Raw genomic sequence first — 15994 nt, forward strand, 5'->3', positions numbered from 1 at the left:
GCCGCGCGACGCGCGCGGTAACACAGCCAGCCTGTTCGAACCCAAAGAACCGATACGCGCAACCGCTACGTTCGACGCGGTTCTTCGACCGCATCGAACACGGGCAACGTCATCAACAGGAATACAAACGGAATCACTTCTATCGACTGATAAAAAAACGATTGAATTAGCGCAGCCCAAATGCAAAGTGTTATCTTGCTGCCGCGGCTCATCAGCCTCGTAATGGATATGAGCAAGCCGTAGTAAAAGAGGGTCCCCAACACGCCGACATTCAAAACCTGCTGAAGCAGGCTCGATTCGACAATGCCAAACTGGTTTTTCACGGCATCCGGTGCGGAGTTCGTGACGAGCCCGAAGTACGATCCCGCAATCACGTTGACTGGCAGAGCCAGCGCGGCGGCCTTATCCCAGGCTTCGGTACGGCCGTCGTTACCGTCCGACTGCAGGTTGGTCGCGCCCAGCATTCTTTGCGCACCGACGCTCACGATGCTGTCGCCGCTATCGCCGCGCGCTCCACCCAGCACCATGATCGCCATGCAGGCCAGCACGCCGGCGATGATCAATTTCGCATTTTTGGTGAGGAACCGGATCGGTTCCTTGAGGAACGCGAGACCAAACGTGCCCAGGATGATCAGCATTCCGCTTCGGGACAGCGACGCAAAGATGCAGGCCGTCAGCACCGCACAAGCGAGCCCGGACAGCACTTTCTTGTGCATCAGGTAATCGACCCCGCACAATGACGCGACGATCGCGACGAACAGCGGGTAATGCAGATAGCTGCCCGTCAAAGACGGCGCGCGCAGATTGTCGAACCCGTATGTGGTACCCGGCAAGTCGATCGGGAAGCTGCCTTGCTGCTGGGCCACGGCAATGCCGGCCTCGACGAGTGCGATCACCACCAGACCCGCATAGGCGAAGCGCGGCCGGATGAAGCGCTTGCGATAATTCGATATCGAATAGAAATAGATGAAAATCGTGAAGATGAACACGAACAGATAGGAGAATTCGATCTGTCCTGTTTCAGCAAGCGTGACCACGATCGATACGACGACGGTGAAGACCACGCCCGCGGTGAGCCCGAGCGACCATCGTCCCTCGCGCCGGAAATAGGAGGCCAACGCCGAGGGCGAGATGTACCACATGAGCAGTGCGACGATGCCGCCGGCCTGCACCAGGTACGCCGCGCTTTTTCCTATCTCGAACTCCAGCACTCCGCGAGTGGAGCAGAGCACGACAGCGAGCAAGTAAGCGATCGTCGCGATCATTTCTTTACGCCTGATATGACTCGGAGGCTTCGACATCCTGAATGCCCCCCAGGTAGATTCGCTCGATCACACTCGGGAACTCGTCAATCTCACAGACATTGAGTAGAGTCCCGTCGTGCTCCACGCCTTCAGCACCCAACGGCGTCGACACAACCGGAATCCTGGCCGCCAGCATTTCCAGCGTCTTCAGCTTGACGCCCGCGCCCGACAGCAAGGGCACTACGCCGACATGGGCAGCTTCGAAATATCTCCTCGGATCGTCGACGAATCCGGTCACGCAAATATCGTCGCTGTTCAGGCGCTTGACGCGCTCGCCCGGATCCGAGCCCACCACGAACAATTTGAGCGGAAGACCGCGCTGGCGCAGCGGCAAGAACGTCGAGTCGACGAAGTTGAGCAGCGCCTCTTCGTTTTCCCTGCGCTGCATCGCACCCCAGAACAGGATGTTGCCTTTATCCACGGTGTCCTTCGTGCGCCGGACTTCCTTCACGAAAGCCGGCAGCGAGATCGGAACAACCTGCAGCGAGCCAACGCCCGGATAAAGCGCCCGCACCAGTTGCGCATCCTTGTTCGACAGCACCCGGACGTTGTCCGCAAGCTTCATCAAGCGCTGTTCGAACTCGAATGTCTGCTTGGCGAACAACCGCCCCTCGATGCTCCTGATCCGGAGCACCACCTGAATCTGCACATCGTGCATACCCAGCACGAGCGTGATGTCGTTACCGAATCGGCGCTTCAGATCGACCGCGTACGAAAAGCACTGGGAGAACTCCAGCCGCACCGTGCCATAGCCGTTCTTCTCGATGAGCCCGCACAGGAAACTGCTAATCGACTTCGTATATCTCGTGAAGAAGCGCGGTGCGAAATGCAGTGGGTCCGCGAGGAACGAGGGGATCAGGTCCAACGTGCTCACATACTTGACATGGACGTTGCCCACGTACGCACGGAACTCGATATCTTTTTCCTCGATGGGTAGACGCGAAATGATCACCACGTCGACATCGGCTTGCGCCGCGAGTTTGGTCAGATAGTCGAACGCCAGGCGATGACCCGCTTGCGGCGCGTTTTTCTGGGGCAGAAAAGACGTGACAAATAGATGTTTCATCCGATTACCCCCTTCCCTCTCTGGCGAACAGTCAGCGATCGACACCGAAAGATCCTCTCGCGTGTTTATGTCCGAAGCAGACGAGTCGCCCGCTTCGCTATCTCGTGCCGATCGCAGAACGAGTGGTGCGTCCCGTTTCATCTTTCGTACGGCTTGTAGATGTAGCTCGCATACCGGTAGCGCCCGTAGCCGTAGCTATAGCGTCCTGGCCTCAGGCGCAGCGCGTTGACGATCACGCCGCGCACCGGCAGTCCGATCTTCTCCAGTTGCCGGGCGGACTCGCGCAGTTCGCCAATTCCGGTGACGCCTTGGCGCGCGACGAGAAACGTCGTGCCTGCCACACACGCGAGACGCATTGCATCCGCGGTCGACAGCATCGGCGGACCGTCGAGCAGCACGACGTCATACCCCGTGGCGAGCTGGCTCATCAGCACTTCCAGTTTTGCATTCGACAGCGCGTCGCCCGAACTCGTGACCTGCGGGCCGCACGCAATGAAGTCGACGCCCGGGAAGCGGGTCGTGCGGATCACTTCGTCGGCGCGCAGCGTTCCCTGCATCAGGTCGGACAAGCCAGGACCGCGGTCGCCGCCGAGATGGCGATGCAGGAAGCCGCGGCGCAGATCCGAATCGACCAGCAGCACGCGCTTGCCCGACGCACCCACGACCGCGGCGAGATTCAGCGCGACAAACGACTTGCCGATACCGGGCGTCGGGCCGGTGACCAGTACGATGCGATTGCGCGCCGCGAGCATCGTGAACTCGAGAGCCGTGTGGAAACCGCGCAGGCTTTCGATTGCCGGATCGATCGTCGATTCGCTTGCCAATACGAGGCTCTGTGATTGCGGGCGGCGGCGGTCATGCTCGAGCTTTTCCTCCTGCCTGCTGTACGGAACGCTCGCGTAGACCGGCAGATCCGTACGCAGCTCGATCTCGTATGGGTCGTCGATCGCGTCGAACAGACGCTGGCGCGCCAATGCGGCGACCACACCTGCGAACAATCCCAGCATCAGCGAGGCGAGAATGATCAGCGCGCGTTTGGGGCGGACCGGCGTGTCGGGCGGCTCGGCCGCATCGAGCACTCTGACGTTGCCGACCTTCCCGGCCTTGATGAGCTTTAGCTGTTCGAGCGTGTTGCGCAACATCGTGTCCAGCTCGGAGCCCACTTGCACGTCACGCTGCAGACGCAATACTTTTTGCTCGAGCGGAGGCAACAATTCCGTGCGGCTTGCGATCTGCCTGGTCTCCTGCTGCGACGCAGCCAACTGCGCGTCGATCGATTGCACCGCCGGATGCTGTTCGGTGAAGCGCGAGAGCAATTCCTTGCGCTTCTGCTCGAGTTCGGCGCGCCGCGTCTGAGCCGCGACCGAGAGTTGCAGCAGGCTGGATGCTTCTTCGCCGAGGTCAATCGTGCCGTGCTTCGCACGGAAGTCGTTGAAGCGGGTTTCCGAATCGGACAGCTGTTGCCTCATCTCCGGCAACTGCAATTCGAGGAACCGGATCGAGCGTTCCGCCTCTTCCGATTTGCGCTTCACATTCTGGTTCACGTACTCGCCGGCAATGGCGCCCAGAATCGCGCTGACCTTTTTCGGATCGCTACCTTCGAGCGACACGCCAATGACATCGGACTCCTTGCCTTTCTCAGCAATCGAGAGTTCGCTGCGCAGCTTCTCCGTCGTCGCCAGCGGTGAGAAGCGGCGCAGCTCGAACGTGGCGCCCGGCTTGGCGTCGATCTTGTCGACCCGCAGCGCGAGCGGGCCGTAGGGCGTCGTCGCGTTCAGCACTTCGCCGACCGTGCCTTGCAGCTTGAGCTTGCCATACCGGATCTGGTAGTCCTGCCCGTCGCCCTTCGTCAAGATGAACGGGCGATCGTAGAACTCGTGGGGCACGTCGAATTTCGACACATCGATATGCTCGTTGCCCCAGACATAGCCGCGCGGGCCGGGCGTCGACCACTCTTCGGCATACCGGCCGACTACCTGTCCGAGAATCGGGAAATAGCGCGGCGTCGCCTGGATGTAGAGGTTCAGCTTGTCCACCGCGGGGCTCACCACCATCCGCGAGCCGAGCACCTGGGCTTCGCCGGACGCCGCCGTCTTCACGTCGAACATCGCCGACACGTTGCCCAATACATTCCTGGTCGTCGTATTCGTGGTCTCCTCGACCTGCACGAGAACATCCGCGCGGTAGACGGGCTGGGAAAAGAACGCGTAGCCGACGCCGAGCGCCAACGCCACTGCCGTCGTAATGGCAATCAGCTTGCGGCTGTCATAAAGCGCGTCGAGATAATTGGCGAACCGTGCCGGCGGATATTCGTCAACATCTCTGTTATCTAGCGGTGCACTGCTTCGGTTCATTGCGCGTTCTCCAATAGTTCGCGAAGCGACTCTCCCGTGCCCATCTCAATCAAGCTGCCCGACTTGATCAGATCGAGATAGACTAGTTGCGCTACTTCACGTGCTTTGTGTAACAACATCTATTCTTATTCGCTTCGATTTCCTAACATCGCATCACACGCTTTTGTCATGGGGACCAAAATGAAAATACGCTTCGCATCTGTTCTGTTGTTGTCGCTGGCGGCTCACGGCGCGTCCGCTCAAACCATCCCGTCCGCTACCGCGCCCCGCTACGTCTCGCCTTATGTCGACAAGCATTCGCAGCTCGACGCGATGAGCCCGAGTGCCGCGAGTGCCACGACCGTCTATGGCGCCGATTCGGCTCTGACGCCGCAAGCAGCGGGTCGCTATCTGCCGTCCCCGATCCACACCGGCTCGCCAACCAATCGCGGAAAAGGTGCGCATCGGCGCCTCACGCAGCCGGCCCGCTCTGCCTCGGCAGCAACGGCGGATCCCTACAGCAACGATCTATGGAATGCAGGGCAGACCTACGCGTCTCCGGAGACGTCCGATCCATACAGCGCGCGTTAGCAATAGCAGAAGCGCGAAGCGGTCGGATTCAGCCCTTTTCATTGAAAGGTGGCCGCTTTCGTGGCCACGCCGATTGCCGGGTATTCCGGCACGGCGGCAATGCTTCCCCGGTCAGCCGCGTCTTGTCTGCTTCTCTTTCTCGCAAACGCTCACGACCTATGCACACCACAGTTCTTATATATATATTCGCCAGCGCACAGTTGATTATTTTGTCATCCTAAATCTGGCTGTCTTCAGCTTCGCTTTCCAACGCCCAACTGCGCGCCATTTCCTTTGACACATAGTATTCAGAGTGAGCGCTATTGGAACGTTCGGCAACCCACACAAAAGCCGATTGGAAAATTCAAATTTCAGCGGACGATTCTGGCTTCCAGCCAATACCTATTCGGATACCATAATTATGCCGCTTCCAGATTCTGTTTCTCGCGATCAGCGCTTTCGTTTCATCGGGCGTGACGCGGATTATCTGCAAATGGTGCGGCCAGTCCAGGACGTGTGGCAGGCGCCAGGCTTGCGCGGATATGCATGATTTCAGCGAGGCGCCTCGCGTAATGCTCGGGCAAATATTCGTCGACGTCGTAGCGTCTCTCGGCGTTCGAGAGATGGATAGCCAGTTCGCCAAGCGCCCGCCTCAGGCTGGTCGGGTCGGCGTGGAATTTGATCTTGTTGCCGACGGAGTCCGCTGTCGTCGCCATGCTGCCGCCATTGTGAACGAGTGCGGGCATGCCGAGCATGGCCGCCTCGATGATGACGAGCGGCGCGTTTTCCGCGGCGACCGACGGCACGACGACCGCATCGGCGAAGCGCCGCATTGCCGGGAACAGTTGCGCTTGCGGCAGGCTGCCGAAAAAGACCAGCTTGCGGCTCGCGACGAGCGGCGCGTAGCGTTGCTCGATAGCCGTGCGATCCGGACCTTCGCCATAGACACCAATGGATTCGATCCGCTCGAAGCCCGTCGCGTGCGCGAGCTCGACGAACTGCGCGAGGCCCTTCTCCGGCGAAATCCGCCCCACGAACGCGAGGTTGAAGCGTTCTTTGCCGCGCACGCTGACCAGAGGCTGCGCAGTCGGCACGGCGGACGGATTGTGCAAGATCACCGTATTGTCGATGCCAGCCCGGCGCAGCGCTTCCTGCATGAAGTCACTGGGGCAGAGTATCCGGTCGAACACGCGCGCCGGTTGATACGCCATACGTATCGCATGCCAGTACGTCTTCGTCATCAGGTCGTGCACGATGCCTTTCGGCGTCGGCCGAAGCTTGAACACCGCGGCAGTGCGCAACGCGTCGAGCGGCAGAATCAGCGGCCGGCCGTGGTCGAAGTACTGCAGCGACGGGTTGTAATAGACGAGATGGTAGTCGTGGCAAGTGTGGTACGCGCGGTAGCCGAAATCGCGCTGATGACGCACGATGACGCTCAGTATCGAAGGCGACAGAAGGTTATGGTAGTTGTGCACCATCAACCGATGCGGCCGGAACCTGAGTATGGTTTTCTCGAGCTCGCGAGCCGCGACCACATTCCACGACCTGGATAACATGGTGGAACGTGCGGAGAACTTACTATCGTCGAAGCGTTCGACGTCGACACCGGATAACGTGCCCAACAGGTCCGCGGATTGTTGATAGACAATCTCCGCACCGCCCTTTTGCGCAAAATCGTTAATCACCAATACCCTGCAGCGCCGCATGTTGCTCCCCTTTTGAATGCACGAACGCAACCACGCAAAAATACATGGGCCGGTATCGGCTTTTTATTTCTTCCTCGGAAAATACTAACGATTTACTTTCAGTGACTCTGTCTGTCAGCACACGTAGCCCGATATCGCGCCAGTGCACGGTCAAAACTGCGGAAACTTGCCGCTCCAGCTACCGCCGTCTTTCAGGTAACGCAAGAAGAGCGGGACGCCGGATAATTGCGCGGCAAACCGGGTGGTCGACGCGGTATCGTCGACAATGATCGTGCGCAGCCGGAACGGGTCGCTGCGCTGATCGTTCCAACCGATATCGCAGGTGCGGGCGCTCTTGAATCCCGCCGCCCTGACGAGACTGACTTCGCGTTCACCATAATTGCCGTTCGGGTAGGCGAAGTGCTCGCAGGGATGACTCAGCAGCGCTTCGATCTCGTGCTTACTGTCGCCGATCTCGGTCGCGCATTCGGTATCGCTGCAACGGGTCAGCACGGGATGGAATCGCGTGTGCGCCTGAAAGTCCACGTGCTCGCGCATCGCTTCCATTTGCTCGACGCTCAGACCGGTGGGCCGGTCGTCGGCGTCCTGGTAGTAGCCATTCGCGGCGAGTTCGGCGAGGCGCTCCGCGTTCGTCATCCGCTTCAGGCGTTCGTGGCCTGCCCGCAGCGAACCGGGATGCAGCCACCAATGGCTACGCGCGCGGCCGACGATCCGGCTGCAAAGGAAGATCGTCGGCCGCACGTTGTGCTTGATGAAGATCGGCAGCAACGCCGCGTTGCCCGCATGGCCGTCGTCGAGCGTAATGGCCGCGCGCGGACGTCCGTTGGCGGGTGCATAGACATCGGTCAGCGGCACCAGCTCGCATATTTTCCGCAGATACGACAGATGCCTGTCGAGCGTCTGCGGGTCCGGGTCGTGATAGAGCAGCACCGCGACCCGGTCGCGCCATAGCCATGCGCGCGTCGCCCGGGCAATCCCCGTCAGGACGACGAGCGCCGCGAGGAACTCTTTGATGAATGCCTTACCCCGTTTCATGGCGCCCTCCTCAGTGCGCTTTGGCGGACCTGCTGCCGCCATGATTGCGCCTGATGCTTAGTTGAACTGATACGTCAAAAGCTCGCCGGATCGCCTGAAAAAGCGCGGCGCTATTCACCCGTTCGCTCGGGCATCGGCGCTTCGCCAGCGGACCACACGCGTTGTGTCGCGCCCACTTTCAACGAACCGGCGATATGCCGCGCCACGCAGGGCGACGCGTGCCTGGTGCCGTAGACAAAACGCATGACGGGCCCAAAACTATGAGCGGACGCCGGCCCGATCACATACAAGCCTGGAATCTGGGTTTCGTAGTTGGACGTGAGTTCGGGCAACCCGCCGTTGACCGAAATCTCATCCGCGATGTCCTTCGAAAGAAAGGCGTGCTGTCTCATGTCGGTCTTGAAGCCCGTCGCCGCGATCACATGGTCGGCGCTAACCGACACTTCCTGGTTGCCGGTCAACACGCGCAGCACGACCCGGTCGTTGTCGATCGAGGCGGAGCGAACCTCGCTGCGAAACGAGATCTTCACCTTGTCGACGACGCGATCGTGCAACCACCACGCGCCGGACGCGCCATACGACTTCTCCATGATCCGCTCGCGCCACGCGTTATCGAGCAGGTGGAACAGGCCCGGACATTCGGACAGCAAGAGCGACCGCCAGCCTCGCCCGAGGCCCGCGTCGGGACCCTTCAGCTTCGACAGGATGCTGCGCGCCGCTTGCGGCCTTTGATACCAGACCACGTCCGCTTCGCGCATGAGTATGTGAGGCCGCGCGCCCAGTTCGTGCAGCAGCGCCGAGAGCCCCAGCGCCGACTGTCCGCCGCCGACAATCGCGACGTCCTTGTCACGCGCCCAGCCGAGGTTCCCGTATCGCTCCGAATGAGACACAAAGCGTTCGGGCAGCCCCTGTAGCGCCGGCGGTGTTTGCGCAAAGCCCTTGAGGCCCAAAGCGATCACCACCTTGCGCGCGATCAGCGAGCGGCCGTCGCTCAGCGCCAATTGAAAGTGCCCGTCTACGCGCCGCAGATTGACGACGTCGACCGGCTGGATCTCGCCGACGAGATTCGCCTGGAACCACAGCGCGTAGTCCACGAACATTTCCAGCGGCAGCGCCATGCCCATCGGCTCATAAGGAATGCCCTTCTGGCGGCAATAATCTTCCACCGTGAATCCGCTGCGCGGCGCATGGAGATTCGAAGCGAACGCCTCGGAACGCAGCAGCATGCCGGGCGGCATGTAGTTTCTCCAGGCGAGCATCGGGCGGCCGAGAATCTGGTGGTCCACACCCCTGGCTCTCAGATGCGCGGCCAGAGAGGACCCATAGGGCCCTGCGCCAATGATTACGGTGTCGGTCAAGGACATTGATGATCTCCTCCAGGGGGAAGGCATGCACGGCTGCGAAGCGCCCATTGCCAAAGCCAGGGCTGCCACGCGCAACACGTGGCCCATGCCGGTCCACGTTAAGCTTTGGCTTGCAGCGATTCGGGCAGCCTGATCGCTTTCCACCGGCGCTTGATCCGCTGCAGCGGACTGAGCAGACAATAGAATTGCAGTGCCGGGAAAGGATCGCTCCAGCGAAAATAGCCGTCGACGATCCTCGTGTGCTCGCGCAGCAGCTCGGGCGGCAGCCGGTCGGTGAACGTGGCGCGCCACGCGACCGGCACCCGGCACAGGCGCTCGGGTATCGGCGGCAAGCCGAGTTCATGCCGGTAAGCGGCCAGTGGAATGTTGACCCCGCACAGCGTGGCGATCTCTTCCTGCCAGTCCGTGCGGCCGACCGTCGGCTCAACCATCGCGAACTCCTTGTAGTTGTCGTCCCACTTGTATTCGATGCTGCCCATCCCGTCGAAGCCGGCCTGCTCGACGAACGCCAGGGTCAATGGCTCGAGCACTTCGCGAGCTTCCGGCGCGGCCATGCAGATCGCGGTATTGCCGACACCGGGCGGCGAACTGAGCACCTTGCGCCCGGTGAAGATGCTGATCACGTTGCCGTCGTTGCCACGATAGAACAGCGTGAAATGGATGTTGCTGTCAGGCCCTTCGATCCATTCCTGCGCGACGATGCCGCCTGGCGAGTCCAGCATCGCGATCGCGCGTTCACGCGCTTCGGCCAGCGTGTCGACGCGCACCGCACGTTCCTTCTCGCCCCGCAATACATTGCGTTTGTCGTCCGGCTTCAGCACGCACGGATAGCGCAATTCCGACAGAGACTGAATATCGGAGAGCTTCTCGAGCACCACGGAGCGCGGCACCGGAAAGTGATGCTTCTGAGCAAACTCGTGGAATCTCGCCTTGCTGGACAGCATCTTGACGGTGTCGTCCTCCGGCATGCGGAAACGAAACCAGTTTGACAGCGCTTCACGATTTTCCGACACCGAATGCACCGCGTCCTCGTCGGTCAGAATTAGAACCGGCGGCTGACTGAACCTCTTGCCGAGTTCGATCATGTCGTCGGCAAAGGCTTTGCCGATAAAGCTTTTGACCAGGTGCCCGCGCACATGGCGGCACCACATTCCCGCTCGAATCGTTTTCGTGTCGACCGCAACGACCGGAATACGCGCGCAGGCGAGCGATCTCGCCACGCCAAGTCCGTTGAGCTCCGCACCGATAACCACCCCTACCGTTTTATTAGAATCGTATGCACTGGTCATAGTAGTGATTCCCTCAGTCTTCGTACGTGCGCGAGCCTTCGAGACCATCGCCGGACATCGCGCGATCGACAATCGAATCAGATGGGAAATCGATTTTTCGCCTAGCCAGGGGCGCGTTGGCATTCAAGCTTTGACGTGGGACGGAATTCCTGCACGCGTGCGCAGGCCGGCACGTCATGACGCGCGCCTTGTTTCGAACGATGATTATTTCCCCGTAGTGTGTCGCGAGTCTTGCGTGGCTCGCGTCGTGCCCCACTCTAAGGGTCGGCGGGATTGGAATACGTTCGGCGGCGCACAATGGCCGATAAAAACGGAAAGACTCGCGGCGGGGTGCGCAAAAGTGCGCCGTGAACCACACCTCACGCCCCGCCGGGCTCCGAACCCCTTACTTCCCTTCCGACAAACCGCGTTCCAGCGCCGCCACCCCCGCCGGCAAATCGACCTTCACGCCGAGATCCACCATCGTCCTGCCCAGCGCATGCAGCGTGCGGAAAAGATTGTGTTCGCGGCACTGCTCGCCCATCTGTCCGATCCGGACAATCGGCAAACCAAACGAGCCCGAGATTTCCACCTGATGTTGCCGCGAAATATGCGAGCAGACATCGGCGGGAGTCAAACCCTCGGGGACCTCGATGCCGACCACCGAATTCAACCGGCAAGCCTCGGGCGCATACAACTGCAAGCCCAACGCGGTGACACCTTGCTGCAAAGCCAGAGAACATTTCAGATGCCGCGCGAAGCGCTTTTCCAGCGTCTCGGCGCACACCAGCCGCAACGCCTCGTGCAATGCGAGCACGCCCGACACCGGTGCCGTGTAGTGATAGCCGCCGTTATGCCAGAAGTTCTCGGCCAGCGACGCATCCAGACACCAATGCGCATTCGGCGCCGTGCGCCCTTTGACGCGCGCCCAGGCCGCGTCGGAAAACGCAATCAACGACACGCCGGGAATCGACGACAAACCCTTCTGCCCGCCGGTAATCACCGCGTCGATGCCCCACGCGTCCATCTCCAGCGGCATCGTGCTCAACGTGCACACCGCGTCGACGATCACCAGCGAGCCCGCCGCTTTCGCCAGCGCGGCGATGTCCTTCAGGTGGTGGTTCCACACCGTATTCGACGTTTCGCCCTGCACCACCGTCACGATCTCGGGACGCTCGCGGCGGATCGCCTCGGCGATCTGCTCGAGACTCGCCACCGAGCGGTCGGCGACTTCGAGCGTGCTCACTCGCGCGCCAACGCGCCGGCCCATCTCGCCCATCCGGTCGCTGAAAAAGCCGTTCTTGATGCAAAGCACCCGCGTGCCTTCCCACGCGAGGTTGGAAATCGCCATCTCCATTGCGCCCGATCCCGGTCCCGCCACGCCCAGCACCCACTTCGATTGCGTCTGGAACACGTAGCGCGCCATCGTCTTCACCTGGCTGATCACCTTCACCATCGCGCCGCCCAGGTGATTGATCACGATCGTGTTGGCCTTGGCCACGGCGGCCGGAATCGGCACGGGGCCGGCGCCCATCATCAGAAGCGGCTCTTCGGGAAGGATGGCGTCGAGCGATTCGACAACCGGACAGGGCACTGCGGATGCAACGGTAGAGATTGATGAAGTCGGCATGATCGGTACGTGAATGTCAGAACGCGAAGGGACGAGTGGCCTCACCAGCCATGACGCTGGAGAGGCCACTCGTCCGATCATTCACCGTTCCGCGCGATTGCGCAAGTTTTTTGACTATGCTCGAACGTCCCTGGATGACGTCGGCGATGATTGCAGGCTCACGTCGTCGATCTTCACCGACGGCGGATTACCCGGATTGATGAGGAACAACGCCTTCACTTTCGGATCGCGCAACTTGTCGGGTTCCTTCTTCGAATACTGCCAGCCGTTGGCGACATCGACTTCGAGATTCACCACGTTCAGTTGATAGTCGTTCAAGCGTGTCACCGGGCTTGATCAGGTGATTCTCGCGCATCGTGATGAGGATCTACGTCATCGCCGCCGTGCCGCCTTCCACCGCGAACACGTCGAACTCGCCGACGAACGGATGATGGCCGATCATCACGCGGCGCAGGTACTGCCCGACGATCAGTTCGGACCGCCTGAGCGTGCGGTCCGGCACCGGATGGCTGCAACACCAGATCGGGCGTCGGGTCGATTTTCTGGCCGCCGCGCCTGACTCGCTCGATCGTCAGAAAATCCTCGTGCTGCGTCTCGACATGCTGCACGGTTTTGCCGGCGCTGAAATCGATCTTGTACGAACGCCCCACCCGCTCGGGCAACGCGCTCAACTGCCCCGGCGCGTGATCGCGTCACCCGCCGTGCCGATAATTGCCGGTCCCTCGCGAAGTTGCCTAACGCTGCGAAAAAGACATAATCTGTAGTGGCTAATTTCACGGGCAGCTGTCAATAGGGTTTTCATTACTGCCATTCCACTTGGCGAAACATGCTCCGCGGTTAAAGCCGCTGTTTTGGCGCCGCACTGTGTCAATCAGTAACTGTCTGAACGAATAATTTATGCTGAACCGGCCGCTTGCCGCACCGTGACTGCGCTGGCTGGCGACGGGTTCATCTTCTTTGGAGCCCGACATGCGCATGATCCTGTTCAGCAGCCGCCAGTACGACAGCGACACGTTCACCGAAGCCAATGCCGCCCACAGCTATGAACTGCATTTCCAGGAATCGCACCTCGATAGCGAGACCGCCGTCCTCGCGCAGGGCTACGAAGTGGTGTGCCCGTTCGTCAACGACAACGTCGACGCCGCGGTGCTGGAGCAGCTTCATGCAGGCGGCACGCGGATGATCGCGTTGCGCTCGGCGGGCTTCAATCACGTCGACCTCGCGGCGGCCGAACGTCTCGGCATGATGGTCGCGCGGGTGCCCGCCTACTCGCCGCACGCGGTCGCCGAACACGCGGTCGGTCTGATTCTGGCGCTGAACCGGCGTCTGCCGCGCGCGGTCGCGCGCACCCGCGAAGGCGACTTCTCGCTGCATGGGCTGCTCGGCTTCGATCTGCACGGCAAGACCGTGGGCGTGATCGGCACCGGCATGATCGGCCGCGTGTTCGCGCGCATCATGGCGGGCTTCGGCATGCAGGTGCTCGCGCACGATCCCGGCACGCCCGCCGCCGACCTGCTCGCGCTCGGCGCACGCTACGTGCCGCTCGACACGCTGCTCGCCGAATCCGACGTGGTCAGTCTGCACTGTCCGCTGTTGCCGGCCACCTACCATCTGATCAACGGCCCCGCGCTCGCGAAGATGAAACGCGGCGCGATGCTGGTCAACACCGGCCGCGGCGGACTGGTCGAAGCCAATGCGCTGATCGGCGCGTTGAAGGACGGCCAGCTCGGCCATCTCGGGCTCGACGTGTACGAAGAGGAAGGCGGCATCTTCTTCGAAGATCACTCGAATCTGCCGTTGCAGGACGACGTGCTCGCGCGTCTGTTGATGTTCCCGAATGTGATCGTCACCGCGCACCAGGCGTTCTTCACGCGCGAGGCCATGAACGAGATCGCGCAGACCACGCTCGAGAACGTCGCGGCATGGCAGGCCGGCACGCCACGCAACGCGGTGCGCGCGGCGGGCTAGGCGGACCAGGCGTTAAGCCCCCGTGTCAGGCACGCAGCGCTACGCGCCGTCTTCGCTACCCAGCGAGGTGGCGCGGATCGCGGTGCGCGCGTCGTCCGCCGCGCCGCAGACTTCGCGCAGCAATGCCGCCTCGCGCTCGTGCACTTCCACCGGACACCAGCGCGCGCCCGCGTCGGCCAGATAGCGCGCGCGATGCTGGCCGTTGCGAAACGCCACCACGCCTTCGCGCTCCAGACCCAGCCAGCCCAGCAAACCCGGCGCGCGACGCGTCGAGAAGGTCACGTACGGCATCTGCGGAATGCGCGGGCTCTCGGGGTCGAGAAACTCGCGAATGCCGCGCACCTTGCCCGAATGCCACTCGGCGACCGGCTTCAATACGTAGTCCGTGTTGTCGCGATCCGCGCAGATGAGCAGCTTGCGCATGTCGACCAGTACGACCTGATGCCGTGTGCCGTCGGTGACGAAGACGCGTTTCAGACGCACATGGTCGTACCATGGATGGTCCTGCAGAGGCACGTTCCAGACCGTTTCGGGCCAGGACGGCGCGGCGGCTGACGATGAATTGGACAAGGGCAAAGGCAGGCTCGATAAGCTGACGAAAAAACGCCAGCGCGTGAATAGAGCGCTCACGCTACGAGCCGATTGTGAAAGAAGCATGACAGGCCCCGGGATTAATTATTCTGCATTGCACGCTGCATGAGCGCCCGCCATGAATGGACGGCCGCTGACCTTCAGGAATACGGACGATGATAACCACCCAAAATTTCAATGAATACGTGCGCATCGAAGCCAACGACGACACCGGCGTCGCCACCATCGTGCTGGAGCGGCCGGCGCGGCGCAATGCCGTCGACCGGCCGGTCGCCGATGCGCTGAGCGCCGCGTTCAAGCGCTTCGAAGCGGAGCCGGCATGGCGCGCAGCGGTGCTGTTCGGCGCGGGCGGCACGTTTTGCGCCGGCGCGGACCTGAGCGCGCTCGCCGACGACACACGCCGCAACGAACTGCACGCCGACGGCAGCGGCCCCGGCCCGATGGGCCCGACGCGCATGAGCTTCAGCAAGCCGGTGATCGCGGCGATTGCCGGCTACGCGGTGGCGGGCGGCCTGGAACTGGCCGCGCTGTGCGATCTGCGGGTCATCGAGGACGATGCGGTGCTCGGCGTGTTCTGCCGGCGCGTCGGCATTCCGTTGATCGACGGCGGCACGATCCGTTTGCCGCGTCTGATCGGCCTGTCGCGCGCGCTGGACCTGATCCTGACCGGCCGCGCGGTGAAGGCGCAGGAAGCGCTCGCGCTGGGTCTCGCCAACCGCGTCGTACCGACTGGCACCGCACGCGCGGCGGCCGAACAGCTGGCCGCCGAACTTGCCGCCTTTCCGCAAGCGGCGCTGCTGGCCGACCGCCGCTCCGCGCTGGAAAACAGCCCGCTCGACGATCTCGCCGAAGCGTTGCGGCGCGAAGGCGCCGGCGGCTATCAGGCGGTCTTTGATGAAGGCGTCGCCGGCGCGGCCCGTTTTGCCGGGGGCGCCGGACGTCACGGCGATACGCTTTGATCCGTCCGATCCGTTCCTCATCGGCTCGCGCATCCGCTAACCCGCGCGCCTCGTTACGCGGCCCGGCACCGCCGTGTGCCGCCGCTTTCAGCAAAAAACAACAGCGACTTTGACGATCAGCAAGCTGGTTTTGACTTAGGTAGAATCCCCTACTGTTTTCCCCTCGCATGGCGCCGGCGTTCTCGTCCCGAAAACGCGCG

12 protein-coding genes and 1 pseudogene are annotated in these 15994 nt (G+C 61.8%); 3 read left to right on the forward strand and 10 right to left on the reverse strand.

Annotation, left to right across the window (positions count from 1 at the left end; genetic code table 11):
* Positions 1–65 precede the first annotated feature (65 nt).
* The 3 genes from HV744_RS05820 to HV744_RS05830 form a co-directional block, all read right to left on the reverse strand.
* Positions 66–1265, reverse strand: coding sequence for a hypothetical protein (locus HV744_RS05820; RefSeq protein WP_175148585.1), 1200 nt, complete (start codon positions 1263–1265; stop codon positions 66–68).
* Positions 1266–1269: 4 nt separating this feature from the next.
* Positions 1270–2370, reverse strand: coding sequence for a glycosyltransferase (locus HV744_RS05825; protein ID WP_175148586.1), 1101 nt, complete (start codon positions 2368–2370; stop codon positions 1270–1272).
* A gap of 137 nt (positions 2371–2507) precedes the next feature.
* Complete coding sequence (locus tag HV744_RS05830) at positions 2508–4724, reverse strand: GNVR domain-containing protein (protein WP_175148587.1); 2217 nt, start codon at positions 4722–4724, stop codon at positions 2508–2510.
* Between the two features lie 180 nt (positions 4725–4904).
* Here HV744_RS05830 and HV744_RS05835 point away from each other — a divergent pair, with 180 nt between their 5' ends.
* A complete protein-coding gene (locus HV744_RS05835; RefSeq protein ID WP_175148588.1) occupies positions 4905–5294 on the forward strand; it encodes a hypothetical protein in 390 nt (129 codons plus the stop codon).
* Positions 5295–5737: 443 nt separating this feature from the next.
* Here the strand turns inward: HV744_RS05835 and HV744_RS05840 are convergent, their stop codons facing one another.
* The 6 genes and pseudogenes from HV744_RS05840 to HV744_RS05865 all read right to left on the reverse strand — a co-directional run.
* The gene (locus HV744_RS05840) at positions 5738–6979 is read right to left on the reverse strand and encodes a glycosyltransferase (protein ID WP_175148589.1); all 1242 of its coding nucleotides are present in this window, start codon (positions 6977–6979) and stop codon (positions 5738–5740) included.
* Between the two features lie 150 nt (positions 6980–7129).
* Complete coding sequence (locus tag HV744_RS05845; RefSeq protein WP_175148590.1) at positions 7130–8014, reverse strand: polysaccharide deacetylase family protein; 885 nt, start codon at positions 8012–8014, stop codon at positions 7130–7132.
* A gap of 110 nt (positions 8015–8124) precedes the next feature.
* Complete coding sequence (locus HV744_RS05850; RefSeq protein ID WP_175148591.1) at positions 8125–9378, reverse strand: FAD-dependent oxidoreductase; 1254 nt, start codon at positions 9376–9378, stop codon at positions 8125–8127.
* A 98-nt stretch (positions 9379–9476) separates the two neighbouring features.
* Positions 9477–10667, reverse strand: coding sequence for a carboxylate--amine ligase (locus tag HV744_RS05855; RefSeq protein WP_246278956.1), 1191 nt, complete (start codon positions 10665–10667; stop codon positions 9477–9479).
* A gap of 385 nt (positions 10668–11052) precedes the next feature.
* Positions 11053–12276 (reverse strand): pyridoxal-phosphate-dependent aminotransferase family protein, encoded by a 1224-nt coding sequence (locus HV744_RS05860; RefSeq protein WP_175148592.1) that lies wholly within the window; start codon positions 12274–12276, stop codon positions 11053–11055.
* 76 nt (positions 12277–12352) lie between these two features.
* Positions 12353–12799 (reverse strand): annotated as a pseudogene (locus tag HV744_RS05865) (bifunctional aspartate transaminase/aspartate 4-decarboxylase); the annotation flags it as partial.
* A 446-nt stretch (positions 12800–13245) separates the two neighbouring features.
* Between HV744_RS05865 and HV744_RS05870 the strand changes: the two are divergent.
* The gene (locus HV744_RS05870; RefSeq protein WP_175148593.1) at positions 13246–14244 is read left to right on the forward strand and encodes a 2-hydroxyacid dehydrogenase; all 999 of its coding nucleotides are present in this window, start codon (positions 13246–13248) and stop codon (positions 14242–14244) included.
* A 39-nt stretch (positions 14245–14283) separates the two neighbouring features.
* Here HV744_RS05870 and HV744_RS05875 read toward each other — a convergent pair whose 3' ends face one another.
* On the reverse strand, positions 14284–14901 hold the full coding sequence (locus HV744_RS05875) for a plasmid fertility inhibition factor family protein (RefSeq protein WP_175148594.1): 618 nt from the start codon (positions 14899–14901) through the stop codon (positions 14284–14286).
* An 89-nt stretch (positions 14902–14990) separates the two neighbouring features.
* Here HV744_RS05875 and HV744_RS05880 point away from each other — a divergent pair, with 89 nt between their 5' ends.
* The gene (locus HV744_RS05880) at positions 14991–15794 is read left to right on the forward strand and encodes a crotonase/enoyl-CoA hydratase family protein (protein WP_175148595.1); all 804 of its coding nucleotides are present in this window, start codon (positions 14991–14993) and stop codon (positions 15792–15794) included.
* Positions 15795–15994: the final 200 nt, after the last annotated feature.

It is taken from the genome of Paraburkholderia ultramafica (assembly GCF_902859915.1).
In the GTDB taxonomy this organism is placed as follows: Bacteria; Pseudomonadota; Gammaproteobacteria; order Burkholderiales; family Burkholderiaceae; genus Paraburkholderia; species Paraburkholderia ultramafica.